This window comes from Variimorphobacter sp. HTMS_6, assembly GCF_059717775.1.
In genome coordinates this window covers 4,046,911-4,072,717 of sequence record NZ_AP046094.1, presented here as the reverse complement: position 1 = coordinate 4,072,717, position 25,807 = coordinate 4,046,911, and the positions used below count along the sequence as shown (strand labels likewise).

Annotated in this window: 20 protein-coding genes; 7 read left to right on the top strand and 13 right to left on the bottom strand. The window is 38.3% G+C overall.

Annotated elements, in window-relative coordinates; genetic code table 11:
- Nucleotides 1-102 precede the first annotated feature (102 nt).
- Entirely contained in the window at nucleotides 103-639 is a 537-nt protein-coding gene (locus AC6IWN_RS18380; RefSeq protein WP_497989499.1) for a CDP-alcohol phosphatidyltransferase family protein, read from the bottom strand.
- 446 nt (nucleotides 640-1,085) lie between these two features.
- On the opposite strand from AC6IWN_RS18380, the gene AC6IWN_RS18375 reads away from it, so the two are divergent.
- Entirely contained in the window at nucleotides 1,086-2,765 is a 1,680-nt protein-coding gene (locus tag AC6IWN_RS18375; RefSeq protein ID WP_497989497.1) for a DUF3298 domain-containing protein, read from the top strand.
- On the opposite strand, the gene AC6IWN_RS18370 is transcribed toward AC6IWN_RS18375, so the two are convergent.
- The 11 genes from AC6IWN_RS18370 to AC6IWN_RS18320 form a co-directional block, all read right to left on the bottom strand.
- On the bottom strand, nucleotides 2,762-3,574 hold the full coding sequence (locus AC6IWN_RS18370) for a GTPase (RefSeq protein WP_497989495.1): 813 nt from the start codon (nucleotides 3,572-3,574) through the stop codon (nucleotides 2,762-2,764). The two genes, AC6IWN_RS18375 and AC6IWN_RS18370, sit on opposite strands and share 4 nt — an antisense overlap.
- Before the next feature lie 264 nt (nucleotides 3,575-3,838).
- Nucleotides 3,839-5,257: a [FeFe] hydrogenase H-cluster radical SAM maturase HydG gene (hydG, locus tag AC6IWN_RS18365; RefSeq protein WP_497989493.1), complete on the bottom strand. Its 1,419-nt coding sequence runs from the start codon at nucleotides 5,255-5,257 to the stop codon at nucleotides 3,839-3,841.
- A gap of 119 nt (nucleotides 5,258-5,376) precedes the next feature.
- Nucleotides 5,377-6,420 carry a [FeFe] hydrogenase H-cluster radical SAM maturase HydE gene (gene hydE, locus AC6IWN_RS18360; RefSeq protein ID WP_497992223.1) on the bottom strand — a complete coding sequence of 348 codons (1,044 nt, stop codon included), beginning with the start codon at nucleotides 6,418-6,420 and terminating at the stop codon, nucleotides 5,377-5,379.
- A gap of 293 nt (nucleotides 6,421-6,713) precedes the next feature.
- Nucleotides 6,714-7,721, bottom strand: a complete 1,008-nt coding sequence (locus AC6IWN_RS18355; RefSeq protein WP_497989491.1) for a DUF4097 family beta strand repeat-containing protein — start codon at nucleotides 7,719-7,721, stop codon at nucleotides 6,714-6,716.
- Nucleotides 7,722-7,809: 88 nt separating this feature from the next.
- A complete protein-coding gene (locus AC6IWN_RS18350; protein ID WP_497989489.1) occupies nucleotides 7,810-9,096 on the bottom strand; it encodes a LysM peptidoglycan-binding domain-containing protein in 1,287 nt (428 codons plus the stop codon).
- Between the two features lie 95 nt (nucleotides 9,097-9,191).
- Nucleotides 9,192-11,279, bottom strand: coding sequence for a ribonucleoside-triphosphate reductase, adenosylcobalamin-dependent (nrdJ, locus tag AC6IWN_RS18345; protein ID WP_497989487.1), 2,088 nt, complete (start codon nucleotides 11,277-11,279; stop codon nucleotides 9,192-9,194).
- Between the two features lie 346 nt (nucleotides 11,280-11,625).
- Complete coding sequence (locus AC6IWN_RS18340) at nucleotides 11,626-12,759, bottom strand: GerMN domain-containing protein (RefSeq protein ID WP_497989486.1); 1,134 nt, start codon at nucleotides 12,757-12,759, stop codon at nucleotides 11,626-11,628.
- 164 nt (nucleotides 12,760-12,923) lie between these two features.
- Nucleotides 12,924-13,790 (bottom strand): methylenetetrahydrofolate reductase [NAD(P)H], encoded by an 867-nt coding sequence (metF, locus tag AC6IWN_RS18335; RefSeq protein ID WP_497989484.1) that lies wholly within the window; start codon nucleotides 13,788-13,790, stop codon nucleotides 12,924-12,926.
- A gap of 267 nt (nucleotides 13,791-14,057) precedes the next feature.
- Nucleotides 14,058-15,425, bottom strand: coding sequence for an aldehyde dehydrogenase (locus tag AC6IWN_RS18330; protein WP_497989482.1), 1,368 nt, complete (start codon nucleotides 15,423-15,425; stop codon nucleotides 14,058-14,060).
- A gap of 5 nt (nucleotides 15,426-15,430) precedes the next feature.
- Nucleotides 15,431-17,035, bottom strand: a complete 1,605-nt coding sequence (locus AC6IWN_RS18325) for a xylulokinase (protein ID WP_497989480.1) — start codon at nucleotides 17,033-17,035, stop codon at nucleotides 15,431-15,433.
- A 301-nt stretch (nucleotides 17,036-17,336) separates the two neighbouring features.
- Complete coding sequence (locus AC6IWN_RS18320; protein WP_497989478.1) at nucleotides 17,337-17,987, bottom strand: TetR/AcrR family transcriptional regulator; 651 nt, start codon at nucleotides 17,985-17,987, stop codon at nucleotides 17,337-17,339.
- Nucleotides 17,988-18,365: 378 nt separating this feature from the next.
- Here AC6IWN_RS18320 and AC6IWN_RS18315 point away from each other — a divergent pair, with 378 nt between their 5' ends.
- The 6 genes from AC6IWN_RS18315 to AC6IWN_RS18290 all read left to right on the top strand — a co-directional run bounded on the left by AC6IWN_RS18315 (nucleotide 18,366) and on the right by AC6IWN_RS18290 (nucleotide 24,403).
- Nucleotides 18,366-19,853: an aspartate aminotransferase family protein gene (locus AC6IWN_RS18315; protein WP_497989476.1), complete on the top strand. Its 1,488-nt coding sequence runs from the start codon at nucleotides 18,366-18,368 to the stop codon at nucleotides 19,851-19,853.
- 107 nt (nucleotides 19,854-19,960) lie between these two features.
- Nucleotides 19,961-21,169, top strand: coding sequence for a class II aldolase/adducin family protein (locus AC6IWN_RS18310; RefSeq protein ID WP_497989475.1), 1,209 nt, complete (start codon nucleotides 19,961-19,963; stop codon nucleotides 21,167-21,169).
- 99 nt (nucleotides 21,170-21,268) lie between these two features.
- Nucleotides 21,269-22,474, top strand: a complete 1,206-nt coding sequence (locus AC6IWN_RS18305; RefSeq protein WP_497989473.1) for an MFS transporter — start codon at nucleotides 21,269-21,271, stop codon at nucleotides 22,472-22,474.
- A gap of 312 nt (nucleotides 22,475-22,786) precedes the next feature.
- Entirely contained in the window at nucleotides 22,787-23,239 is a 453-nt protein-coding gene (locus AC6IWN_RS18300) for a LytTR family DNA-binding domain-containing protein (protein WP_497989471.1), read from the top strand.
- Nucleotides 23,229-23,657 (top strand): hypothetical protein, encoded by a 429-nt coding sequence (locus AC6IWN_RS18295; protein WP_497989469.1) that lies wholly within the window; start codon nucleotides 23,229-23,231, stop codon nucleotides 23,655-23,657. Before AC6IWN_RS18300 ends, AC6IWN_RS18295 begins: the two co-directional genes overlap by 11 nt.
- A gap of 101 nt (nucleotides 23,658-23,758) precedes the next feature.
- Nucleotides 23,759-24,403 carry a CPBP family intramembrane glutamic endopeptidase gene (locus AC6IWN_RS18290; protein WP_497989467.1) on the top strand — a complete coding sequence of 215 codons (645 nt, stop codon included), beginning with the start codon at nucleotides 23,759-23,761 and terminating at the stop codon, nucleotides 24,401-24,403.
- A gap of 182 nt (nucleotides 24,404-24,585) precedes the next feature.
- Here AC6IWN_RS18290 and AC6IWN_RS18285 read toward each other — a convergent pair whose 3' ends face one another.
- Entirely contained in the window at nucleotides 24,586-25,710 is a 1,125-nt protein-coding gene (locus AC6IWN_RS18285) for a GNAT family N-acetyltransferase (protein WP_497989465.1), read from the bottom strand.
- Nucleotides 25,711-25,807 lie beyond the last annotated feature (97 nt).

Sequence of the window (25,807 nt, the reverse complement as noted above, 5' to 3'; positions counted from 1 at the left end):
TACCCTAGTCATAACCTCAATAATCACTATGCACAATCCTATGTAAAACAAGAAATGCAAACCATATATTCTTAAGCAGCTATATGAAGTCGTTGGTTAACCCTACAGGCGAAGGAACAACCCTCTTCGATTCGGATCAGGCTTCTTTTGTGTTATATGAATTAAAGTCTCTTCCAGGGCGGATAGCAGCGCAAAAAACAAAGCAATATAGACAATCGCATCCACCGGGTAAAGCTGATATAAAACCACTACGATATAAATGCACATTCCGGTAGCCTTGTTGGCTAGAGTATGTATCATAAGAAAACATTTATATTTTACATATGCAATTAGAACATTTGCCACTCGTACAGTGATAATCGCTAAAAGCCATACAAGATACTGCCTCAGCTTATCTCCCATCATTAAGTAGATGCACCCGGTTAATGTAATAAAAAGGATGGTATCGGCGATGGAATCTAGCTTTGCACCAAGTGTAGTCTTACAGTCAAACTTCCTCGCAACATATCCGTCAAGCACATCGGTAATTCCACATAACAGGAACAGCGTAATAAAAATCCAATTATGATAAACCATTAACGGTAATCCGAGTGTTAGTATAATTCTTAATATCGTCAAATAATTCGGTACCTTCTTCATTCCCAACCTCCATTCCTGCGCAGGATTTATGTGCATATAAAGTTTGAGCCAAGGATTAATCAGGAACAAACTTTGTGGGGGCGCTACAAGATAAATAATTTGTAGGAATAATGTTATATTGCCATAATGCACTGTTTGGAAGAAAAAATATGAATGCTGTTCTTCCAACCTGTGTGTGAGGCAAATAACATTATTCCTTAATAGAATTATTTGTATTGCAACATACCCCTATCTCTCTTTAAAGTTATATAAATTATATTAATTTTGTGTAATACAAACGTGACATAGATTTAATATGGATTCTCTTTACTATCCCCTTATTTCAACTTATAATAATTAGTATTAATAGTATTATCATAGGAAACATGATAACGAATGATTTATCACATACTATTATAAATCATTCGATTATTTTTATATATTCGTTTTTGAGGAGGATTATCTCTATGAGAGCTCGTACCATCACGTTAATTTGTGCCTTACTTTTGATTATAATTAGTATAATAACTATTATAATGATAACGAAGCATGATGTTAAGAAAGAAATAAATCAATCTATAAATATCACTCCAAAATCAACCATGACCCCGCTACCCTCTGTTACCCAAGGGCCTGTTATTGGTTCAGAGAATGATCCCGGAGTGTATCCTACATACGAGATGGTTGATGATGTTCCAACTTATGGGTATATCAGTGGTAAAGGCGATTATGTGATAAACCCCGCATTCACTATGGCGAACGATTTTCATGACGGGTACGCAGTCGTTTATATGGGCAGTCAGTATCTATTAATTGATACCGCAGGTAATATTATTTATACAAGCAAGAATATGATCTCAGATTTTGCAAATGGATTCTCCGTAATCTCAAAAAAAAGCGACAAAAAAGACCTTTATGGTTATGTTGATGGGAACGGTAATGAAATCATCAAACCACAGTATCTATATGCCGGCAACTTTAACAAGGATCATATTGCATACGCCTACAAAGGGGATGGGGTATATCTAAAAATCGATCAAACCGGTAAAATCTTTGAAACTTATGAATTAAATACAAAATATAACCCCATCGATATCGAAGATGGATATATCATCTATTTTAATAATAAGGCTAGCAGTTATGGTGTAATTGATTTGAAAGGAAATGTTGTATTCAAAGCAGTCTACAGTGAGATCATCTACATGGGCGACAATATATTTGCATTAAAAAGACAGCATAATGGTGTGACGACAAGTGCGATGCCTGCTGCACTGTTTAAATCAAGCGGAGTTCAGCTGACCAATTATATTTTATATGATATCAGTAGCTTTCATAATGGTTACGCTTCTGTTACCGACAGTAAATATACCTATTTCATTGATACAAACGGGAAGCCCGCTTCCCATTTACCGAAGTATGAGGGACGAGGTACTTTAACCTTATACGGCAACGTGATTAAAGCTTCTATTGATCGTGATCTCACCTATTATAAGACGGATGGTACTGTAATTTGGCAAAATATAACCACTCAAAAGTTGACAGATAACATTACTGTTAAGCAAGTTAAGTATAAGCCCAACAAATATGTAGCGGTATATTATCCCGTACTTTCAGGACTTTCTAATTCTTATGTACAGAACAAAATTAATGCTACACTGAAAAGTCGTTTTGTTGATAACAGAGCCGGATTAAGGGAAAAGGATAAACTATCTGCTACAGACACGTTCAACGCTAAGCTGATGAAAAATCTACTGATCATTGAAAAGGACGGATATGATTTTAACTTTGGAGCCGCACATGGCATGCCAATCATGGATTTCTATTATATTGATACGAACGACGGCAGTTTTTATCAGTTCAAGGACTTATTCACGAGTGGTAGCGACTATGCCACTGTAATTAATAATTCAATAAAAAATCAGATTATTGATGATAGTTCATCCGATGATTCAAAGTACTTCCAAGACAGCTTCAAGGGTATCTCCGAAAAGCCGAATTTTATGCTATCCTCTCACAGCGTTACTATTTATTTTTATCCATATGAAATCGCTCCTTATGCGTCCGGATTTCCTAAATTCGCGATCCCTTTTGAAGACCTCAATGATTATATCAATATTGACGGCCCCTTCTGGAAATCCTTCCATTAACACCCGAAGGTTGTAATACTGCTCCCCTCCGGTACTTTGGTTGATATCTCTTGATAGGACTTACTATCTGTAATTATGCGCTTTGGAACATCTGTTAGACTTAAGAGCGCACCTTCAAATTTATCTTCTGTTGTGGTAATCACGATACATTTTTGAATTAAAAGTTCTGTTAATGTATGAATATAACTCGTCACAAGGCTTTCTGATAAAACAGAGAGCTCTTGTGATAAAACAATAAGAACCGTATCCTCCTCTTGAACACTTTCATCTACCGCTTTTTCAGTAATAATAACTTGAGGTAGATTATGAATAATCTCTTCCTTAATTCGCTCAATTCCCATTCTTGAGATAGCGCTGATTTTAAGAGGTTCTATCTTAATTGAATCATGTATCTTATTACGGATTTTATCCGTATTCGTAATCTGATCAATCTTATTAATTACCATGATAACAGGAGCCTTGCGTGCTCTGAATTCTTTCGCCCACTCAAGCTCAAGGGTAACATCCTCATCGCTACATACGATCAATGCAATATCCGTCTTTTGCATGGCTAATTTTGTTTTTTCAATTCTATTCTGTGCCATAGATCCATCATCATCAAAGCCAACGGTATCAATTAATACACAGGCTCCGATTCCTTCAATTTCAATCATTTTATATACAGAATCCATCGTTGCTCCTTCCACATCAGAAAGATGTGATAAGTTATCTCCGATCAGAGCATTGATTAAGGTCGATTTTCCACTATTTCTTTTTCCATAGATTCCGATATGAAGTTGGGTTGCCTCCGGTGAACTTAATTTATTCATAGTGTTTTCCTCCTATCGTTCTTCTTTAGGTGAGTATCAAAGTAACGGTTTTTATAAAAATGTTTATAATATGCACATTCATTTATATACCCTAAGAATTATAAAACATATATTCTTAAGCAACTGTATGAATATTGAAAAGAAGTGAATCCTTTTGCGACTAGCAACAAAAGCATTCACTTCTAACTATTTTGCTTTATGAATTCTATTGTATCATATGCATTCCTGTTTATGCATCTGAAAATTCAATATTCTGGGAATATACTAGAATCTGAAATCTCTCTTACCATTCTTGATTTCTGTGAGGTTATTTTTCGCGATATTATAAACCTTTTCATTCGGAATCTTAACCATCTCCTTCTCAATCAAGGCCTCTCCCTTCGCCTGTGTATCCGGGGATGCATAATCCATCAGGTACTCCTTCAAGGTCATAAGCGCATTCGGCTGACAGCAGTTCGCAATCTGACCGGATTTCACCAGTGACATAAAACGGTCACCCGTTCTTCCTTCACGGTAACAGGCGGTACAGAAGCTTGGAATATGACCTAAACCAAGAAGCCAATTTACGATTTCATCCAGCGTTCTGGTATCATCTACTTCAAATTGAGCGGAGCTTTCTTCATCCTCTTCCTCACAGGCATACCCACCAACACTGGTCTTTGAACCGCCGCTGAGCTGGGATACACCGAGCTTTAATACTCTCTCCCTGCTCTTTTGAGATTCTCTGGTTGATACGATAAGTCCTGTATAAGGAACTGCAATACGAAGGATTGCAACGATTTTCTCAAAGATATCCTCGGAGATAGAGTTCTGGAACGAATCTGGATCAATATCATCCGCAGGTCTGATACGTGGCACACTGATGGTATGAGGTCCACAACCCTGTGCTGCCTCCAGATGTTCTGCATGCATCAGGATTCCCGCGAAATCATAACGATACATATTTAGACCGAACAGAACGCCTAAGCCTACATCATCAATTCCAGCTTCCATCGCTCTGTCCATTGCTTCTGTATGATAAGCATAATTATGTTTTGGACCGGTTGGATGTAGCTCCTCGTAAGATTCCTTATGGTAGGTCTCCTGGAACAGAATATAAGTACCGATTCCTGCATCCTTTAACTTACGGTAATCCTCCACAGTAGTTGCTGCTATGTTCACATTGACACGACGGATTTCTCCGTTCTTGTGTTTGATGGAGTAAATTGTCTTAATACTTTCAAGAATGTATTCAAGTGGATTATTTACCGGATCTTCACCAGCCTCCAAAGCCAATCTCTTATGACCCATATCCTGAAGTGCAATAACTTCTCTCTTAATATCCTCCTGCGTTAGCTTTTTACGAGGAATATGTTTATTCTTATAATGATATGGACAGTATACACAACCATTCACACAGTAATTAGACAGATATAACGGTGCAAACATTACAATACGATTGCCATAAAATCTCTCCTTGATTTTAATTGCAAGTTCATATATCTTTTGAACCTCATCCTCAAGTTCACATTCTAAAAGCACGGAGGCTTCACGATGGGAGATGCCCTTCATCTCTTCTGCCTTCTTTAGTATGCTATCGATTAATTCTCTATTGTTTTTATTCGCTTTTGCATATTCTAGGGTTTCTAATATTTCTTCGTGATTAATAAATTCCTGTGCTTTTTTTGATTTTATATCATACATGATCTTCTCTCCTTATTCCACTGATATTAGGGTAATATGTACTCCGGTAATTGTAATCCATTCCTCTACCAATCTACTGTCCCAGTAATCTATCAGATGGTTCCCTTTCATTAATTTATTTACGGAATCGCACAGAAATCGCCGCGATCCACGGTCAATTCATATCCGATCTTATTTACTCTTCTCTCCAAGCAAAAACGACATTCTGCTGCCTCATCACCGGTACAGATCTTATTATCATATAATTCATACTTTTTACGAACTGAAGTAGGCGATAAATTTGGCATTACAACATTTGCTCCATGTTGCATACCGAATTCTCTACCATTTGGATTGATGGTTCCCAGTGCGGTAGTGGAAGGAATCAGCGCGTTAGGCATCATTAATCGTATGATGCTAATCAGCTTTAATGTCTGCTCCAATGTTCCCTGTGTATACTCTGCAAATGGAGTCTCATGATGCGGTATAAAAGGACCTATACCGATCATCTCAGGAGAAAGCTCCTTAATAAATAGCAAATCCTCAACAATATTCTCTAATGTTTGGAACGGTGATCCTACCATAAAGCCCGCTCCCACCTGGAAGCCGATCTCTTTGAGATTCTTAAGACATTGCTTACGATTCTCTAACTTTAAATTCTCCGGGTGAAGCTTACTATAATGCTCCTCATTCGCACTTTCATGTCTTAACAAATAACGGTCAGCACCTGCCTCGAAGAACTTCTTATAGCTTTCATAACTTCTTTCTCCAATGGATAAGGTAATCGCACAATCTGAGAAATCCTTCTTAATCATCTTAATAATATCAACAACATCCTCATCGGAATAAGTTCCGTCTTCCCCACCCTGTAATACAAAGGTTCGAAAACCAAGACGATGTCCTTCCTGACAGCATTCTAAAATCTGCTCATTGGTAAGTCGATAACGTTCTATATCACGATTGCTTCTACGGATACCGCAATAATAACAATCATTCTTACAGTAATTTGTAAACTCGATTAACCCACGGGTATATATCTTATTACCAAAACACTTTTGTGCGGTCGCCTGTGCACGTTCTCTCAAAAATTCTGTATCCTCCGGTGATATCTCCGAGAGAAGCTGAACAAACTCTTCTTTTGATAAAATTCTTTGTTCTTCTAATTTCTTAATTAATTCCTTCATATTCGTCATACGATCCACTCGCTTTCTATAAATTTCCCATAAAAAAATCCTTATACCGGTAAGGTACAAGGATAGTATTCGCCCATCATCTCCTGTATAGAATAACAAAGCTTCAGCACACTACATACTTAACACCTTGAACTTAAAAATCAGGATATAAGGTATTCTCTATTCTCGCCTTACCACTCGGGCTAACCCTCGTTATCAGTACGAACTATTTGTCATATTATTAACAATTATAACCTAAATTTCTAATTTTGTAAATGTAATTTATTGATTCACCTCAGGATATATTAGTAGCGATTTACTGTTATATCACCGGATGTGGTAGCAATCTCAAACGTGAAGGATGGATTCACACCAACCTCTTGTACCACCTGTCTTCCCTGTTCGTTATGTGTCTCCTGTTGGTTGAAGTAGGTGTTAATTACGCCGTTTTCACTGGTTGCATTAAAGAAAAAACTATCTTTATCATTCAAATGAACCATAATATCACCACTTCCAGATGTGAGTGATACCGGGTCAGTTATCTCTTGCAGTGTATAATCTATTCTTCCGGTAGCGGAATGGATAATTCCTCCACCCTTCTTCGAGGTGATTAACACCCCACCGCTTGCAGTACTTGCCTTCACAAATCCCGAATTATTTAGTAATGTGATACCACCGGATACAGATTCTACCTCACTATCACCGCTGCCCGAAGAGATTTTAATATATCCGCTTTCCGATCGAACGTTTCGATTTCCCTCTGCTTTCATAACCGTCACCAGGCCGTTCCTTGTTGTTACCTCGATATCCTCAGCAGTCACTTCCTCCAGATGAATATCTCCGCTCTCACTATTGGCCTTAAATTGTGCCAGATTTAGATTAATGTCAGAATACAGATTGCCGCTTGTAACACCAACCATTATCCTTCCCTTATAGGAAGCAGGTATACCAAACTCACTTCTTCTGTAATATTTCTTCGTGTTACGCGTTCCTGAATCAACACCGGTAATTATTAACCGGTTGCCCTCGGTTATTGCCTCCGCATAATCATTGTTAAATACCTTACGGGACTTATATTCACTAATAATCAGCTCCTGTGATTCACTCTCCACGAAGAAGACATCCTCACTAAAACGCTGTATCTCTATGGATTCTATCCCAACCAAACTTACTGTCTGAGTATAATCCAACTCACCCTTATATAGTCGCGCCATTTTACGACGTCTCGAACTTGCGCTATATGTTAATGCAAAAAAGACACCTGTTGAAAATATCGATAAAAATATTAATAACAAAAAGATTAAAATCTTCATTATTTTTGACTTCCTTTCGTATTACTGTCAAAATTATAACTGATATGTAGTAGAAAAGGAAGTGCTAATTGTGAAAGGACTATTCGTATCATGTCACAGGAAGTACCTTTGTAATATCAAACTTAGTATTTACAATCAACCAAATATTATAAAAATACATGATATTCCATACACAGATACCTCCCAGGTTATATTCATTCACCAGTTCTAATAACGCAATGATTTGCCTGGCATCCTTAAACCATACGATATGTTTAACACCAAAATCCGTGTATACAAAATATGGAATCTGTGTAGTTTCATCATAGTATATGGTGCTTCCTTCATAATTTGACAGAGCAATTGCTCTCGGTAATGTAAGCGATGTTACAATGGATTCACCCTCTACATAAGGAAGCTCCCAATCATATGCTATTCTGGTAATCCCTAAATATATTTTCTCCGGCGCTATCTGTGAGACGGCATACCTAACATAATCTCGTAGATATAGATAGGTTGTTTGATAAAATTGTGGTATATAGCTGGTTGCCCATTGATAGGATAGTAATATCACTTGATCGACACTTTGACCGATTCTAGCGAAGTAATTGTGATCAATAGGATACCCTTGCGCATATCCGAAGGTATCAGGGACGAGTACTGCCCCGGATAGAAGTCCTTCCTCATGCAAACGTGCAGAAGCTGTTACAATAAAGTCCGTATATCGCTCACGGTCTTGTTCCTGCACATTCTCAAACCCAAACACCGCTCCTTGATAACCCTTTTGTTTTAGCTTCTCAATGATATTTTCGATTAATGTGCTCTGTAAAGCCACATCGCTAAATATTATATGGTTAAGGTTAGGATTACCCTGACCTGACTCAGACAAAGTGGATATCAGTAAAAGTGGAACAACTCCATACTGATTCGCCAATTGAATAATATCAGTGTCATTAATATCATTTACCACTCCTGAGTATTGAACCTGTGATCCCATAATTGTAATATAAGTTAAAAAAGGCAAGCTTTTTCTAAGTGTCTCTTCATCTATAAAAGTAAATGTCATTCCGTTCACTCCGATTTGCCTCTCTTTCGTATCGTAACGAATAACAAGCTCCTCACCTACTCCTAGAACATTTTGATTACTAAGTTCCGGGTTATTCCTTAATAAGTCCATGACGGTAACATCATTCTCCTGAGCAATCCCGTATAATGTGTCTCCTTCCTTCACGGTATAGGTCTGTGACGGATTTGCAACAATAATAATCTGACCAACGCTTAACGTATTGTTAGGATCCAATTGGTTCTCCATAATTAATCTTTCTTCACTAATATTAAATTGCTGAGCAATTGAGCTGATCGTATCTTGGGGCTTCACTTCATAAAGAACTAACATAGATTTACCTCACGGGTATAATTACTATATTTTATGTTCCCTATCTTTAATTATTAACCCATTTGAGTGGTAAAAACGCTATGTTGAATGTTGTGTCAACGAATCGGGCACGCACCGCTCTCACATTCCTTATCAATGATCTCCCAATCCTCCGCATCATCGAGCTTTGCAAGGAGTTCATAATCGAGTGGCTTCATCTCAAGAATTCTACTTTCATATTCCTCCTTCTCGATTGCCTCATAAGGGAGCAATGGATAGGTTTCTTCGAATAAAGGGAGTAAGGTAATTCCCACCATAACATCAAAATTATCATATACCCAAAGAATCACATCATCCCACTCATTCTCTCTTACATGAACTGTAATAGAAGTATTGTGATCTGTCCAATGATCCATTGTTATTTTATATAATTCCAATTGTTCAATTGCACCAACATCATATTTTGTCTTGCCCTCAGGGGCTTTAACAGGAAATTCAATTACCTTTACTGTGCAGTTCTCATCGGATTGACCAACTTCATTATAAATTGGATAACAACCTAAACGCTCAATCATTTGATATAAAGGATCAGTTACTGAGATTCTAACCCTTCTCACATAGTAGTTGGAGTGGGAATAATGAACACCGGAACTAACACAAGGAAGTGTGGATAAGCTTCCTTCCGGTTTAATTGTTGTCATGAGCTTCGGTGTGTTTATCCCAAGCTCTTTGCAATAACGTTCTCCTTCTTTATGGACAGTATCTCTTAATTCATCAAGCAGCTGCCCAAGCTCGTTATAACTCATCCCAACTTTATTCACCATATCCATCATGCCGGTCAGCGAGATTCCGATGATACGATCCTCTTGCATAATTTTGTTCCATTCCGGAAGCTCAACCTCAACAAGAGTCATCCTAATCGCTGTTCTGGTGGAAAGCCCTAGTACCCTTTTCAGTTCCTCTACATCCAGATAATTCTCTTTCACAAATGCGGTGAGATTATTCGTGGTCAGGTTACAGCATTGCTTCGATTGCAACAGGATTTCGCCACATGGATTACATCCCCGGAAGGTATCCTTCCTTCTTCCTGCCTCTGTAGCATTGATAAATCCAGGTTCTCCGTTGATTCGTATAGATTCAATAATATCCTTAATCTTGTCGATAGAGGGGCGTTTTGTATATAGTACAGAATTATTGCTCATCTTACGGTGCGAGATAGAGGTATCCTCAATCCAGTTTCCATCCACCACCTTATAGATATCTCTTTTCGCATTGATCACTTCATCATCATCTTCATCACATATAACCATCATCGCACTTCGTCTGACCCCGCCGGATACAACATTTTCACTGATAATAGTAGCGATATCAAGGATATCGATTGTTTTTAATCTTCCTTCTTCACGCACACTTATTACATGATGTATCTTTTCAAACATTCTTTGAATGGATTTGTGACCTGAGGCTCTTCCACCGAAGCGTTTTAGACGTTCCCCCTCCGGCCTTACATAGCTATAATCTATCGTAACAGTATTAATATCCTGATAATCCTCAGCTACAATCAGTTTAAAATAAAGTTCAAGTGCTTCACACCAGCCCTCTTTGCTATCACCGATCCTTAGGGTTGTCTTCGTTGTATCAGCCTTATCCCTTATTAAAGTGGTATGCTCCATATCCTCCTTTAATGTAACCAGCCGAAGCAACCCATCATACCTGCTCTTCAGTTCAAAAGATCTGGTCTTAGGAAATTGCATTATTCTATTTTTATCAATTCGGATTCCTACCCCGCTTCCTACCATTAACAGATAAAAAACATCCACCAAATCATGAAAGCTCATAATATCTGTAAAGGAACAGTTGTAGTTTGAAAGAGGATACTCTTCTACGATCTCAGTTCCTCCCATATACAGCGTTCTGCCGGAAGTGAAACTCCTTAGATGAAACAAATTATCAAATAAAAGTTTTGCCTCCTTTTCCTCCTTAGTCATATCAATGGTAATATTATGTTTTTCTTTATAACGAATTCCCAAATCAACATTGTACATTGTTGTTCGCAGTACTGTTTCATACCAATTTTCTCTTCTCTTCTTGTCCTCTAGGTATCTTGCATATGTACGTAGGTAAACAAACTCACCGAGCGGGCTTAGTGGGCTAACCATATTCTTATATTGATTTAAAAATTCATCGTTTAATTTTAATTTCATGTTTATCCTCCAATACAATCTTACTTGTACTTATTCTTATTTTTATCATTTACTTAGCAATTTAATCCTTAAGACTATGTAAAAACCACTTTATGGATATATCCTGTATTGCGAATATTTCTTGTTAATTACTATATATTGTGTTTATATTATAGCCAAGCACAATATATATGTCAATCATTAAAATAGTAATGACTACTAATTTAGAATAAAAAAGGTACTATTACAAATCATTATTGATTTGCAACAGTACCTTTAAGCCTGGTTTCTTATATACTGAATCTACAAGATCGATTATTGCTACCATTCACCGATTCCCTCTGATATATGGTTCCTATGGTTGTTATTATTCCTCGATTACATTACTCATATTCACCTTGAAGACTTCACCCTTCTTCTTCAGAATATGACCAGATTCATACAACTTACCATCCACAGTGATATAAACCTTGTTAACATTATAATAATTACCAACGGTATTCGTAATACTCTGTAATATCCTCTCCTCAAAACCGCTTCCGACATTCATGTCCTTAATGATATCCTGTGAAAAATCAATATAGGCGATCCCATTCTTACCCCTATACATACTATTAATCTTCGTATTGGTACTTACAATCGGAAGATAGGTTTCCTTCAATGCTTTCTGACGGAGTGCCTTCTCTAGCACCAGTCTGGTAGCGTCATTTGTTTTAAAAGACAAAGACAACTGTTCTACATGAATTTTCTCCTTGGTATCAGGATAATATACGCGTATCGTCTGAACAAATGGTTTATCTGTCTTGACCTTACTAAGAGAGGAGGAAACCTCCAACTCCCCTGATGAGTAAATATTCTTTACCAATCCTACCTTGGGTGCATAATAGTACTTTGCCTCTCCATTCTTATCCAATGAGGTGACTTCTATGGTAATATACTGTCCTGAAGGAGTATCTACTTTTACATCTGTTCCTGAGATATAACGCTTTGTACCATCCCCAAGAGTCCAACTCGTGCCCTTTTTTAATGGTTCCATTAAAAGTATTTCCTGTTTCTTCTCCGGTAGTGGCTTATCCATGAGATTATCTCGATAATAACATTCATGTGTCCTGTTAATAACGGTGATCTTACCATCCTTCACTTGTATGACTTCTACCGTTTCTGTACCACCATTGTTCATTCTTGTTTGCATAATGTTATTCGTTGTATCAATATAATCTACTGTTCTGTTATAGGCTGCAAATTCATTGCCATTTCCTTGATATTCATACTCTGTATCAGCCTGCATCGGATAATATTGCAGTAACTTTGCATTATCATCCTTCTGAGGTTCACTATCAGAAGTATTATCCTTAACATCCTCCGGTGGCAATGTTGTTACCGCTTGCTGAGTAGGAGTAGTTAATGGGGTGGGTTGTGGTGTACTTTCTTTTCCTTTTCCACATCCATCTAATAAAACCAGCACCATAGCCAGCATAATGAATCGACTTATCTTCTTCATATTTACCTCCATTTCATGATTAATCAGCTTATAAAACAGTATTTTAAAATATGTTTTTATATATAGTATGAAAGCCTTTTATAAATGGCTAACTGTCCTTCTATATCTTCAAGCTTTACCATGCGATTACGACTTTATTCGGTGAAGGAAATATTTATAGTCCATTATACTTTCATCAATCCTGAGATACTATCACTGATTTTCTTTGCAATATAAGCATTATTCATCGTATATAGATGAATTCCATCCACCCCTTGTGAAATCAAATCCACTATCTGATCAATCGCATATGCAATTCCGGCATCTCGTAATGCTTCCGGTGAATGCTCAAATCTCTGAAGCATCTTTGTAAACTTAGGTGGTAGGCTTGCCCCGCATAAGGTAACCATTCGCTCAATTTGTGCTTTATTCACTACCGGCATGATTCCTGCTTCAATCGGTACGCCAATTCCTGCAATTCTTGCTTTCTCAAGGAAGGAATAAAAATATTGGTTATCAAAAAACAACTGAGAAATCAGATGCTCCGCACCTGCATCCACCTTTTTCTTTAAATTCAAAATATCATCGATTAAGTTTTCTGACGAAACATGCCCCTCCGGATAACAGGCTCCTGATACATGAAACCCTCCCCTTTCGCGTATAAATGCCACGAGGTCAGAGGCATATAAAAACTCATGCTTAGGTGGAACTTCAGGGTTTATATCCCCTCGTAAAGCCAATATATTCTCAATTCCGTTCTGTTCTAATCGGTCAAGAATCTGCAATATCTCATTCTTGGTATAATTCACACAGGTTAAATGCGCTAATGGTTCAATCTGATATTTTTGCTTGATTGATGCTGCAATATCGCAGGTCGTGGTATCACCGGCGTTGCCTCCTGCACCATAAGTTACGCTGATAAAATCAGGCTTTAAATCCTTTAGTTGATCCAGCGTAGCATAAATTGTCTCGATCGGACTTGTCTTTTTCGGCGGGAACACCTCAAAGGACAAAACAGTTTTCTTTTCTTGAAATTGGGACGCTATCTGCATATTTCCTCCATATTAAAAAAGGTACCACAAGTCCATCGAAACTAGGAAGGATAATACTCCATTCTTCTATCGCTTGTTCGGACTTATGACACCCACATGATTAAGTGACATAATAAGTCTTTATAAAATTATACCTATTTTTCTAAAAACTGTCTATACACATTACTGGCTTGGATGTAAAAACCCTATTTGTAGTTGGTAAGCCATACACTTATCCATCAATTTTTTTGACTCCACATTATTCACTTTTCTGACTGTGAAGTTCGACTACATTAGTTTCTTTAATAATCTCAGTTTGTCCCTATACGGTGCATATCGGATATTGATATCGATTAGATTTGACTTCTTTAAGATACTCTTCTTGTGAGTAAAGGTGTCAAAGCTCCACTTGCCGTGATATCCACCCATTCCGCTTTCTCCAACTCCTCCGAATGGCATATATGAGGTTGCCAGATGCACCAGCGTATCATTCACACATCCTCCACCGAACGGAATTCGTTCTATTACTCTATTCTCCACTTCTTTATCCTCGGTGAACAGATAGAGTGCCAATGGTTTGGGATGATTGTTTACTGTTTCAATTACTTCATCTATCGACTCAAATTCCAGCACGGGCAGAATCGGTCCAAAGATTTCTTCTTGCATGACGGGGTCATTCCACGTAATCTGATCGAGAATCGTTGGGGAAATCTGATTGGTGTCATCATTATACTCCCCTCCGGTGATTAATTTCCCATTGTCTAATAATGCCTTCAGACGTTCATAATGTTTCCGGTTAATAATCTTTGGATAATCCGGATTATTGTATGGGGTATCTCCAAGAAATCCTTTAATATACTTTTTCATGTTCTCCAGCAGTTCTACCTTTACTGACTTGTGAACCAGGAGATAGTCAGGACAGACGCAGGTCTGACCACTATTCAATGTCTTGCCCCATATAATCCTTTTGGCAGCAAGCTCAAGATTTGCATGCTTGTCTACGATACATGGGCTTTTCCCTCCCAGCTCCAGCGTCACCGGAGTAAGATTTTTAGATGCCTTCTCCATAACAAGCTTACCCACACTCACACTTCCGGTAAAGAAGATATAGTCAAAGCGTTGCTCCAAAAGCTCCTGATTTGCTTCTCTGCCACCTTCAATCACTGCAATATACTTTTCATCAAAACACTCTCTTAAAATCTTCCCCATTATCGCTGAGGTATGAGGGGAATAGGCAGATGGCTTAACCACCACACAATTTCCACCTGCGATTGCACCAATCAACGGCGCAATCGTCAGCTGGAAAGGATAATTCCAGGGTGACATAATCAGAACATTCCCATAGGGTTCCGACACGATATAAGAGCTTGCGATAAAATGTACGATTGGTGTTTTTACACGCTTCTTCTTGTTCCATCGATGCAGATTATGGATTGCATCTTTTAGCTCTGTATAGATAATTCCCACCTCAGCGGCATAGCTCTCGAAATGTGCTTTATTTAAATCCTTCTTCAAAGCCTCCAATACTTCATTTTCGTATTTTTTTATCGTTGAGTGCAGCTTTTTCAGTGCCTCCATACGATAAGAAAGTGTTAACGTTTCCCCTTTGGTAAAATAGTTTTGCTGCTTTAATACTACCTCTTTTATATCTGACATACGGCTCACGACCTTTCGGCATTCAATGCTTTAAAATTCAAACGATTATTACGATACAATGATTTAAAAATCTTAAAGTTTCGATTATATATCTCTACATTCTTTTGTTCCGGTTTATAATTACGGTTCACAGCCACCAGCTGCTTCGCCTCCGATAATTTATCGATGATACCTAACCCCACGGATGCAACCAACGCTGCTCCGACAGCTCCAACATTTTGCGGATTTTCCACTGTCTCAATCTCTCTGCCAAGCATATCAGCAAGCATCTGACAGGTAAGCGGTGCTAAAGCTCCTCCTCCAACAAATCGAATTACTTTGGAGGTTTTAATCTTTTTGTCCTGTGCCTCCAACTGCCACCGCAGATGATAGCAGATCCCCTCTAGCACGGCATGTATCATCTCCGTTTTACCAGTTTCTAAACTGATATTAAAGAACATTCCACGTGCATTCGAATCCTCAAACGGACATCGATTCCCATGAAGCCAGGGAGTAAAGATCACTCCGTTACTACCTGCCGGAACATTTTTAATTGCATGCATCATATAATCATATAGGCTTTTGTGAATTGCTTCGGGACTGTCTGAAACACGCTTCTTCTCAAGATAGATATCGATTTCATCCAGTGCCAGATGATCTCTAACCCACTCCAGACATTTCCCCGCAGTCTCTAATTCTGCAAAATAATTATATGTATCTTTATCTGCTCCAACAATAGCTGCAATCATCGAATTAATATCCACCATCTGTTTTTTCACCACCGTAGATACCCAACCCGAGGTTCCTGAATAGATATGTGTATCGCCGGGCTCCACTGCACCCGCTCCGACACCAATTAATGTCGCATCTCCGCCACCGCCAAATACCGGTGTTCCCTCCGCAAGGAAAAGCATAGCGGCTGCTTTCTTTGACACCGTGCCCACTATCTCAGTGCAGGGTACTATTCTTGCAAGATGCTTCATATTTACACCAAGCATGTCACAGATATCTTTGCTAAAACCCTCTTTTCCTTTGCGTATATCATATAATAATGCCGCAAAAGCGCTATCAGGTGTCATAACAAACTCCCCGGTACACTGACATATTAAGAATTCCTTTACATCCAGCCATTTATACACTTTTTGAAATACTTCCGGTTCATTTTGTTCCACCCATTTGTATTTCCATACCGGATCCTTCACACTTGCTGCAACAGCTCCAGTAATCGAAAGGGATTTTAGTAATTTGAATGCATTCATACCTGATATCTGGGGCCCGTGTTCTAAGCCCTTTCTTAATTCCTCATGTGCACGCTGATCCATATAATTCATCGCACGGCGCACCGGCCTACCTTCTGAATCCACAAGCACAAGCCCTTGCATCTGGGAGCAGAAGGATATACCCGATATACTTTTATTTGATAATCCACTGACTTCTAATACTTCCTTCGTCGTATTGCACATCGCACTCCACCACTGGCTAGGATCCTGCTCTACTCCACCATTATCTAGGACATAAAGTTCATATCCCTCCATCGTAGAAGCCACCAATCTAATGTGGTCAGTGATTTCAAAAATACACGTCTTGACACCGGTCGTACCGACATCATAGGCAATAATATGAACCGACATATCGTTTCCCTCCGTTCCTAAATTGCATTGTGATGCTTTACGCTTAGATTATATATTCTTGTACACATTGATGATTTATGATTAATTCTATTATGTTCTTCAATAATTCACTTAAACTTAATATACTTGCCCTTTGTGTTAGTTTGTGCCGAGGATTTCACAGGCACGAACTTGGAGATGTGAATTATGTTTTTCAATAATGCACATTAAGCTTAACTTGTCTGCCCTTTGTGTTAGTTTGTGCCGAGGATTTCACAGGTACGAACTTGGAGATGTGAATTATGTTTTTCAATAATGCACATTAAGAAAAAAATGCTCCTCGTATAAACTTCATCAGCTGCTCTAATACAAGATCATCATTGTCAAATACCTCTTCCCCGATGAACAGCTTCATACGCTCCTTATAGTATTCACATGCATAGGAGAATTGAAGAGATATGAACAAATTATCCAGGAAGAATGCAAAATATCTCGCATCAATATCCTTACGAACCACTCCTGCCTCCTGTGCTTCTTTAATATATGTTGCGTATAGCTCTGATGCGGTGTTCTCCATATCGGATACGATTTTCCATACCAGATTGGAACGGCTCTCTGTAGCCATCTCATTATAGAGCTTTGTTAGATAAACCTCTTCTCGGGAATATGCTTGAATTGCTTTGATAATCTTCTCTACTCGAAGATCGAAAGTTTCCTCTCCCTGTATCACATCATATAAGATTGTTCTTAGCTTCATCACACAATAATGGATAACGGATAAGAATAAATCCTCTTTATTATCAAAATATTTATACATGGATCCGACACTAACACCGGCATTTAACGCAATCGTATTAATATTAGCACTGTCAAAGCCACTTTCCGCAAATTCAGCAATTGCAGAATTCAATATCTTTTTCTGTTTTTCTTCTGGTAATTTCTTAAATATATCTTTAAAGTAATCTATATTCATATATCAACCCAGCCTTTCTCTTTTTAATATGAATTATGCATTTCAATAATTCACACTAGCATAACATGTCTACTCTTTGTGTTAGTTTGCGCCGAGGATTTCGCAGGCACAAACTTCTAACTGTGAATTATGCATTTCAATAATTCACAGTTATTTGTGAGTGAGTATTCACTCATATTTTACCATATTTAGTTATTTTTTCAATGTGAAATTTTTAAACAAATCATGTTAATTATTTTCCATAATTATCTATGGATTTTATTGACTTTTTTAATCATAGTGCTATACTATTGGGTGAGTGAGTGTTCATTCACTATTTTAATTATAGAAGTGCATGGTTGACTTCAATTTGCTAACCTATGCAGAACAGGAGGGTTTATGGATAACCGTTATTCAATTTCTGAATATCCGGACACCGCTGCTATTACAAAGCAGCTTGACGAACTAATTCAAAAACCGATTTATACAATCAAACCGGACGCTTTAAAAAACTACATAACTGAGTATTATGATAAGAAATGTGCAAAATCTAAGGCAATGATCGAAGAGGCTAAGCAATTGATCCCCGGTGGTGTACAGCATAACCTTGCCTTTAACCATCCCTTCCCTCTTGTATTTACAAAAGCGGAGGGCGCTTACTTATACGATATTGACGGTAATCGTTACTATGACTTCCTTCAGGCAGGAGGCCCTACCGTTATCGGAAGCAATCCGATTGAGGTTCGTAAAGAAGTAATCGATCTGTTAAATGACTGTGGTCCTTCTACCGGTTTGTTCCATGAATTTGAATATAAGCTTGCTAAGAAGATAGCAGATAATTTTAAATCCGTTGAGATGTTCCGTATGTTGGGCTCCGGTACCGAAGCCTGTATGGCAGCAATTCGTGTTGCACGTCTCGCGACGAAGAAGAAGAACGTACTTAAAATGGGTGGTGCTTACCATGGCTGGAGTGATCAGCTCGCATTTGGTATCCGTATCCCCGGTTCCAAATGGACCCAGGCTCACGGTGTTCCTCATTTTAATTTTAAGAAAACAGGGGAATTCTTCCCGAATGACCTAAAAGATCTGGAAAGAAAACTCAGACGTAACCAATTACATGGTGGAACCGCAGCCGTTATGTTAGAACCACTGGGACCTGAGAGCGGAACCAGACCTGTAGACAAGAATTTCTGTAAGGGAGTTGAGGCACTCTGTCGTAAATATGGCGCCCTGTTGATCTTTGATGAAGTAGTAACCGCCTTCCGTGTTGGCATGGCAGGGGCACAAGGTTACTTTGGTATAGAGCCGGATCTTACCGTATTCGGTAAAGTCGTAGCAGGTGGATATCCGGGTGCAGGCGGTCTTGGCGGCAAGAAGGAATATATGAAATATCTTGCAGCCGGCATTCAAACCGGTGACAAATATAAAAGAGCTTTAATCGGTGGTACAATGGCAGCAAATCCACTCAGCTGTGTAGCCGGTTATTATACTCTCTGCGAGATAGAGCGTATCGATGCCGCGAGAAAATCCGGCGAGATGGGCGATCGTCTCACAAAAGGATTACAGGAATTAATCAAAAAATATAACTTGCCATTTGTTGCATTTAATCAAGGATCCATCTGCCATCTTGAGACAGTCGGAACTATGCATTATTCAATCAACTGGAGTAAACCATGGCAAATTCCTGCTGTATTAAAAGCAACCTCAATTCGTAAAAAAGAAATGGAACATATGGGTGCCGCATATATGGCGGAAGGAATCGTTACCTTGGCAGGTAGCCGTCTCTACACCAGCGCAGCCTATACTGAAGAAATGATTGATGATGTATTAGCACGTTTTGATCGAGTATTCGCCAATGTTGGAGTACAACAGGAGCAGAATACATAAGCAAATAATTAATAAATATTCTGATATGATTTATGTAATATCTCTCTCGCAGCTTTGGATTAGTTATTCAAAGCTGCAGATTTATGATGAAAGGCATGGTGGTTAATATGACAATTTTAGAAGCAAAAGAAACTGTCATCGCAGCCGGAAAAAGGCTGGTAGAATCCGGTCTGATTGCTCGAACCTGGGGTAATGTAAGTTGCCGCATCAGCGATACCCATTTTGTAATTACTCCAAGTGGGCGGGATTATGTCTCCTTGACACCGGAGGAAATCGTAGAAGTAGCGATTATCGACTGTAGCTATAGCGGTAATATAAAGCCCTCCTCTGAAAAAGGAGTTCATGCGGAAGTGTATAAGCTCCATAGTGATGTTAACTTTGTAATCCATACACATCAGGACTATGCTTCGGCGGTGAGTGTCCTTGGACGTGATTCCATACCGGTATCCAAGGATTTCTCCTCTCTCAAAGGTACCGTTTTATGTGCGGATTACGGACTCCCCGGAACAAAAAAGCTTCGTAAGGGTGTAGCAAAAGCATTATCACTATCTAGCGGTTCTGCTGTTATTATGAAAAATCATGGTGCACTATGCTTTAATAAAGATTATCAATCCACGTTCCAAGTTGCTACGGAACTCGAAGAGGCTTGCAAGCTCTTCATTCAAGAAGAGTATCTTCATTCTACTCGCAAAACCGAATTTGATCCTGTAGACCTTGGAAACTTCGCACTTTCACGTTTGGCGAAAAACTCGACCTCGTCATCTGTTAAGCTTCCCTTTTTGCCCTGTGATAGCGAAAGAACGGAACATGGGTTTAAGTTAGTCCTCTCGGATAAGACATTTGATATTCCTTTTGATAGGTACTCTGAGCTATTCGCATCCGATAAGGAGCTCTTATTAGAAGCCTCTTTACATAATGAGATCTATAAAAAGCATAATGACATTCACCATATTCATCATAGTGATACTCCGGGAATTCATTCTGTATCTACTACCGGTATATTATTACACCCTCTTCTCGATGACTTCGCTCAGATAGCCGGTACCAAGGTTCATAATACTCCGATGGAGCCTGAGAGTGTAACCACCGCATTGCGCAAGACCTCCGCAGTATTTCTTCACAATAACGGAGCACTCTGCTGTGCAGCTACAAATGAGGATGCACAGGCTGTAGCAATGGTTGCTGAGAAAAACTGCAATGCCTTGATAAGCGCGGCATTATTTGGTAAAGTAAAATATATTAATCCTTTGGAAAGCAAGCTGATGAGGTTTGTTTATCTGAAAAAATATTCAAAACAGGCTAATCATAAATCGTGACGACTTTCCAACTGGGATTTCAAATTATATTATACCGGTTTATGATTACAAGAATTATACTTCCGGTTAAAATGCGTATTGCATAAGATTGGAGGACATATGTCAAAAGAAAATGGTTTATCGAGTTATCGCTTTGTGATACTGCTGGCAATAATACCCAGTATCATATCCACTGAGATGATGTGGCTTACCCTCGCACCGATTTCTAGTATTGCTGAGAAGCACTATGGAGTCAACACTCTGAGTATCGCCATGTTTTCCATGAGCTATATGATTATGTATATCATATTTTCCATACCGGCTTCCTGGACAGTGGATAAATTCGGCTATCGATTTTCACTAATTGTCGGTGCATTGATCACCGCCGTATTTGGCTTTGCACGAGTCATCTTTGCTGACAACTTTACGATAGTTTTGATCGCCCAATTCATTATAGCAATCGGTCAACCATTCTTACTAAATATCTCCACCAAGGTTCCCGCGAACTGGTTCCCAATCTCGGAACGTGCTACCGCAGGCGGCATACTGACTATGGCTCAATATATCGGATTTGCGGTTCCTATGCTATTAGCTCCGATGATTGCTGATAAATCCAGTATCAAAGATGTATACCTGGTTTTTGCCATCATCGCCACAGTCTCTGCTGTAATCGCAATTGTTTTCACCAGAGAAAAACCGGCTGTCGCACCACCCGGTCCTAGTGCCGAAAAAGAAGAAATCTCAATTAAATCAATACATAAATTATTTAAGAATAAAAAATTTCTCAAGGTATTAATGATATGTTTTATATCAATCGGAATCTTTAACACACTGCTCACTTTGCTGGAGACCATTCTTCTTCCCAGGGGAATCACTTCCGCTGGGGCCGGAGTAATCGGTACAGTGTTTGTATTAGCAGGAATTGTAGGTGCAGTGGTATTGCCAATTATCTCAGACAGCCTACACAAACGAACCATATTTTTTGTGGGAAATGTTGCTCTGCTTATTCCGATTTATCTAGCATTTACCTTTGTTGGAAACTACTTATTACTAAATATATTAGCCGGAGCAGCAGGATTTTTAACGATGGGAGTTGCGCCGATTTTGTTCCAGCACGGTACCGAAGAGGCATACCCTCTTCCCGAGGGCACCTCACTCGGGGTAATCCTCTTAATGGGTCAGATATCTGGTGCATTGTTCGTCTACCTTTTTGATATAGCACAAGGTATCTCCGGACACATCGAAATCCCCATGCTATGCATCGTAGTTCTTACCATCATCGAACTACCGATTGCACTTAAAATGCAAGAATCGAAATTAATATAGTCCCCCCATAGAGCTGAATAACCTAGTTGTTCAGCTCTATATTTCAATTAACAGAGGACATAATAATGCTAAAATTACTTATTTCAAATGAAAAAAAGCTTAATACAAAGATGTCAATCAAAATAGAATTTAGGACCCTGATAGACATCATGAACACTTTTTGCCCACGAGGTTTCTTTATGAGGGTTTATGAAAACATCATGGAAATTCAGGTCCGAATATGCTAAACTGATTATGCGACGTTTTCTGCTCAATAAGGTTGAGAGAATACATCGCATAGTTTTTATATTAAGTGCATATAAGAGGCAAAAAATGAAGGTATCGATTCAAGAAATAGAACAAAATCAGACTGAGCAGGTAGTTATACAATGTTACAATATAACAGACAAGGTGAATAATATTATCGATTTTATAAAATCAACCGACACTTCTTTATTTGGCTATGAAAATGAAAGGATGGTCGAACTATTTTTAACGGACATTTTTTATGTGGAAGCCGTGGATAATCGAGTATTCGCCTATACCGAAAATAAAACATACCAATTACGAGTTAAGCTGTATGAATTTGAGGAAGCTAACAAGTTCATGCGGTTTTTTCGTTGTTCAAAATCAATGGTGGTAAATTTGATGAAAGTTGACAGCGTATATCCAATTTTTAATGGTAGATTCTCAGCAAGGCTTTTTAACGGGGAAGAAATTATCATTTCCCGCCGTTATGTTTCCTCGCTGAAAAAAGTGTTAGGAGGGGAGAATAATGAGTTTTAGTTCGTTTTTGCGGAGTTGCGCAATAAAATTCTTTATAGTCACCGCTTGTCTTAATGTGGCAACGGCGATCTTTGGACCAATACTTCAGCCAGAAACAACATTCGGTTTCGATGCGTTCTATTCACCTCTGATTGGTGCGACGTTAGGTACTCTGCCTTCGATTATCCTATATTCACGCAAGGAGCTAAACTTGCGTCAGACTATCATCCGTAAAGTTCTACATTTGTTAGCTCTGGAAATAATCATCATAGGATTTTCAATTTTAATCGGAAAAATTTTTAGTTTGTTTCAAATTATGCTTTTAGTGGGGATTGTTCTTATTGTGTACCTTACCGTCAATCTTATTGGACAGCTACTTCAAATAAAAGATACCAGAGAAATAAATGCAGGATTACGAGCGTTACAAAACCGTAAGTAACGCAACTTACCACGCCATAATGTAACTTACCCTCCTACTCGTTGACAGTATGGAACTATGCAGCTAGAATTTACTTATATTATGAAGCGGGGGAATTGATTATGAACACCGAAAAGAAATCATTAATCAGAAACAAAGAAATGTTTGTTAAAGAATTATTACCTACAATTATTTGGGGATTGATAGTCACAATACAAGTAGGTTTATATATATTTATCATTCCTTATATTTTTATTGAAAAGATTGTCAGAAAACAAACTTTTGCTGGAATAGGATTTAGAATTAAAGGGCTACATAAAGATTTAATAAAATACTGGTGGTTAATATTATTACCTATTGGAACAGGATTCGCTTCACTTTTTTTATCAAAATTAATAGTACCTGATTACTTTGCTCATGTGATTGAGCGAACTCAGCCTATGCTTGCTTTCGACAATTTGTTTATACTTATCCCACAGCTTTTTATACTGGCATTAACGGAGGAAATTTGTTTCCGAGGTTTCTTTCAAAGGAAATTAGGCATTTGCATCAATATCAGAGTTGCAATTATAATCACATCCTTGATTTTTGCTTTAGGACATTTTTCAATGGGTTCGCCAATAGTAGTTATATACGATATAACTTGGATTTTTATTGATAGTATTATATATGGCATACTATTTTATAAAACTAAAAATATTTGTATATGCTGGATTTCACACTTATTAGCAAATATTTGCGGTGTGTTGGTTATTATGGTAATCTAATGGCTTATAATCGTATTTTATATGCTCTTCGTTTACCTATAAATTTGTCATCAACCGCTACCGTCCAAACATCCGATTAAAGGATTATTTCATTAACTAAAAATAGGTATTTTGTAAGTGAAAACTCTTGATGAAGTGATATTGCTTCGATATAGAGATTTCACTTACAACATCCCGAGCAATTATACAATCGGCTTAATCCAACAACGCCTGCGCTTATGATTTTCGGTTGTATAGTGCTTCCACAACGCTTGAACCTGATGGTTTGTTTCTAATTCCGGCCCTGTCTCTGCATATTTTATGCCATTCTTTGCTGCGGTCATCGTCATAGAATTCATCAGTACCGCGGTTAATCCTTTGTTCTGCATATCAGGGGTTACCCCTATCAGATATAGATCAAGAACCTCAGCCTTCTGAAATGGTGCCCTTAGGATACGATACCATCCGAATGGGAATAGTCTTCCGTTACTTTTTTTGACCGCTCTGTTCATAGAGGGGGCTGCCAAACCAAAGCCTATCAGCTTTCCCTCCAGATCTAGTAGCAACTTTACATATTCGGGATTGATAATCATAATAAATTGATTTACATACTTTATAATTTGAGCATCACTTAATTTTACCGTTCCATAGAGCTCGGAGTAACAGGTGTTTAGTAAATCCAAAACAGGTTTGATATAGGTTTTGATTTCCTTACGGCTCTTCGGCTCTACCAGTGTTATTTTATGCCTTCTCAGTACTGTTTGCGAAAGCTTGTTCAATTTATCATTAATTTTATCGGGCATATAGATACGAAATTCCAACCAATCCGCATCCTTGATAAATCCCAGCTTCTCCATATGTGTTACATAATACGGGAAGTTATAGATTGTAATAAACATACCATCGGTATCAAATCCATCTACGAGCATGCCCTCCTGATCCATATCACAAAACCCGATCGGACCATGAATTTCACTTAAGCCTTCTGCTTTGCCCCAATCTTCCACTGCTTTAAATAAAGCGGTAGATACTTCAATATCATCAATAAAATCTACTCTTGAGAAACGAATTCTCTTTGTTCCCCATTTTTCATTCGCAGCCTTACTGATTATAGCACCAATTCTTCCTACACACTTGTCCTCCTTAAAGGCTAGAAACTGCTTTGCATCACAATATTCATAGGCAGGATTTTTCTTAGGATTAAAATTATCCATTTCATCTAATATAATATCCGGAATCGCCTGGGGTACATCTTTGTATAATTCGGTGGGAAATGTTGCAAATAATCTTTGATCTCTTTTGCTTTCTACTTCTTTTATCTCAACCATTATGCACCTCTTTTGAAGTCTTGCGACCTAAGTGAAGAATCAGCTCGAATTTTATACTGAATCATCCACCCTTACAATAATTTAAATTAAGTATTTT

What these genes read in the sequence shown, in the direction of transcription:
- AC6IWN_RS18320 (WP_497989478.1), bottom strand. Translation starts at nt 17,987, where the DNA reads ATGAATATAGATTACTTTAAAGATATATTTAAGAAATTACCAGAAGAA.
- AC6IWN_RS18340 (WP_497989486.1), bottom strand. Translation starts at nt 12,759, where the DNA reads ATGAAGAAGATAAGTCGATTCATTATGCTGGCTATGGTGCTGGTTTTA.
- AC6IWN_RS18285 (WP_497989465.1), bottom strand. Translation starts at nt 25,710, where the DNA reads ATGGTTGAGATAAAAGAAGTAGAAAGCAAAAGAGATCAAAGATTATTT.
- nrdJ (WP_497989487.1), bottom strand. Translation starts at nt 11,279, where the DNA reads ATGAAATTAAAATTAAACGATGAATTTTTAAATCAATATAAGAATATG.
- AC6IWN_RS18380 (WP_497989499.1), bottom strand. Translation starts at nt 639, where the DNA reads ATGAAGAAGGTACCGAATTATTTGACGATATTAAGAATTATACTAACA.
- AC6IWN_RS18310 (WP_497989475.1), top strand. Translation starts at nt 19,961, where the DNA reads ATGACAATTTTAGAAGCAAAAGAAACTGTCATCGCAGCCGGAAAAAGG.
- AC6IWN_RS18300 (WP_497989471.1), top strand. Translation starts at nt 22,787, where the DNA reads ATGAAGGTATCGATTCAAGAAATAGAACAAAATCAGACTGAGCAGGTA.
- AC6IWN_RS18370 (WP_497989495.1), bottom strand. Translation starts at nt 3,574, where the DNA reads ATGAATAAATTAAGTTCACCGGAGGCAACCCAACTTCATATCGGAATC.
- AC6IWN_RS18330 (WP_497989482.1), bottom strand. Translation starts at nt 15,425, where the DNA reads ATGTCAGATATAAAAGAGGTAGTATTAAAGCAGCAAAACTATTTTACC.
- hydG (WP_497989493.1), bottom strand. Translation starts at nt 5,257, where the DNA reads ATGTATGATATAAAATCAAAAAAAGCACAGGAATTTATTAATCACGAA.
- AC6IWN_RS18325 (WP_497989480.1), bottom strand. Translation starts at nt 17,035, where the DNA reads ATGTCGGTTCATATTATTGCCTATGATGTCGGTACGACCGGTGTCAAG.
- AC6IWN_RS18305 (WP_497989473.1), top strand. Translation starts at nt 21,269, where the DNA reads ATGTCAAAAGAAAATGGTTTATCGAGTTATCGCTTTGTGATACTGCTG.
- metF (WP_497989484.1), bottom strand. Translation starts at nt 13,790, where the DNA reads ATGCAGATAGCGTCCCAATTTCAAGAAAAGAAAACTGTTTTGTCCTTT.
- AC6IWN_RS18375 (WP_497989497.1), top strand. Translation starts at nt 1,086, where the DNA reads ATGAGAGCTCGTACCATCACGTTAATTTGTGCCTTACTTTTGATTATA.
- AC6IWN_RS18290 (WP_497989467.1), top strand. Translation starts at nt 23,759, where the DNA reads ATGAACACCGAAAAGAAATCATTAATCAGAAACAAAGAAATGTTTGTT.
- hydE (WP_497992223.1), bottom strand. Translation starts at nt 6,420, where the DNA reads ATGAAGGAATTAATTAAGAAATTAGAAGAACAAAGAATTTTATCAAAA.
- AC6IWN_RS18295 (WP_497989469.1), top strand. Translation starts at nt 23,229, where the DNA reads ATGAGTTTTAGTTCGTTTTTGCGGAGTTGCGCAATAAAATTCTTTATA.
- AC6IWN_RS18350 (WP_497989489.1), bottom strand. Translation starts at nt 9,096, where the DNA reads ATGTTAGTTCTTTATGAAGTGAAGCCCCAAGATACGATCAGCTCAATT.
- AC6IWN_RS18315 (WP_497989476.1), top strand. Translation starts at nt 18,366, where the DNA reads ATGGATAACCGTTATTCAATTTCTGAATATCCGGACACCGCTGCTATT.
- AC6IWN_RS18355 (WP_497989491.1), bottom strand. Translation starts at nt 7,721, where the DNA reads ATGAAGATTTTAATCTTTTTGTTATTAATATTTTTATCGATATTTTCA.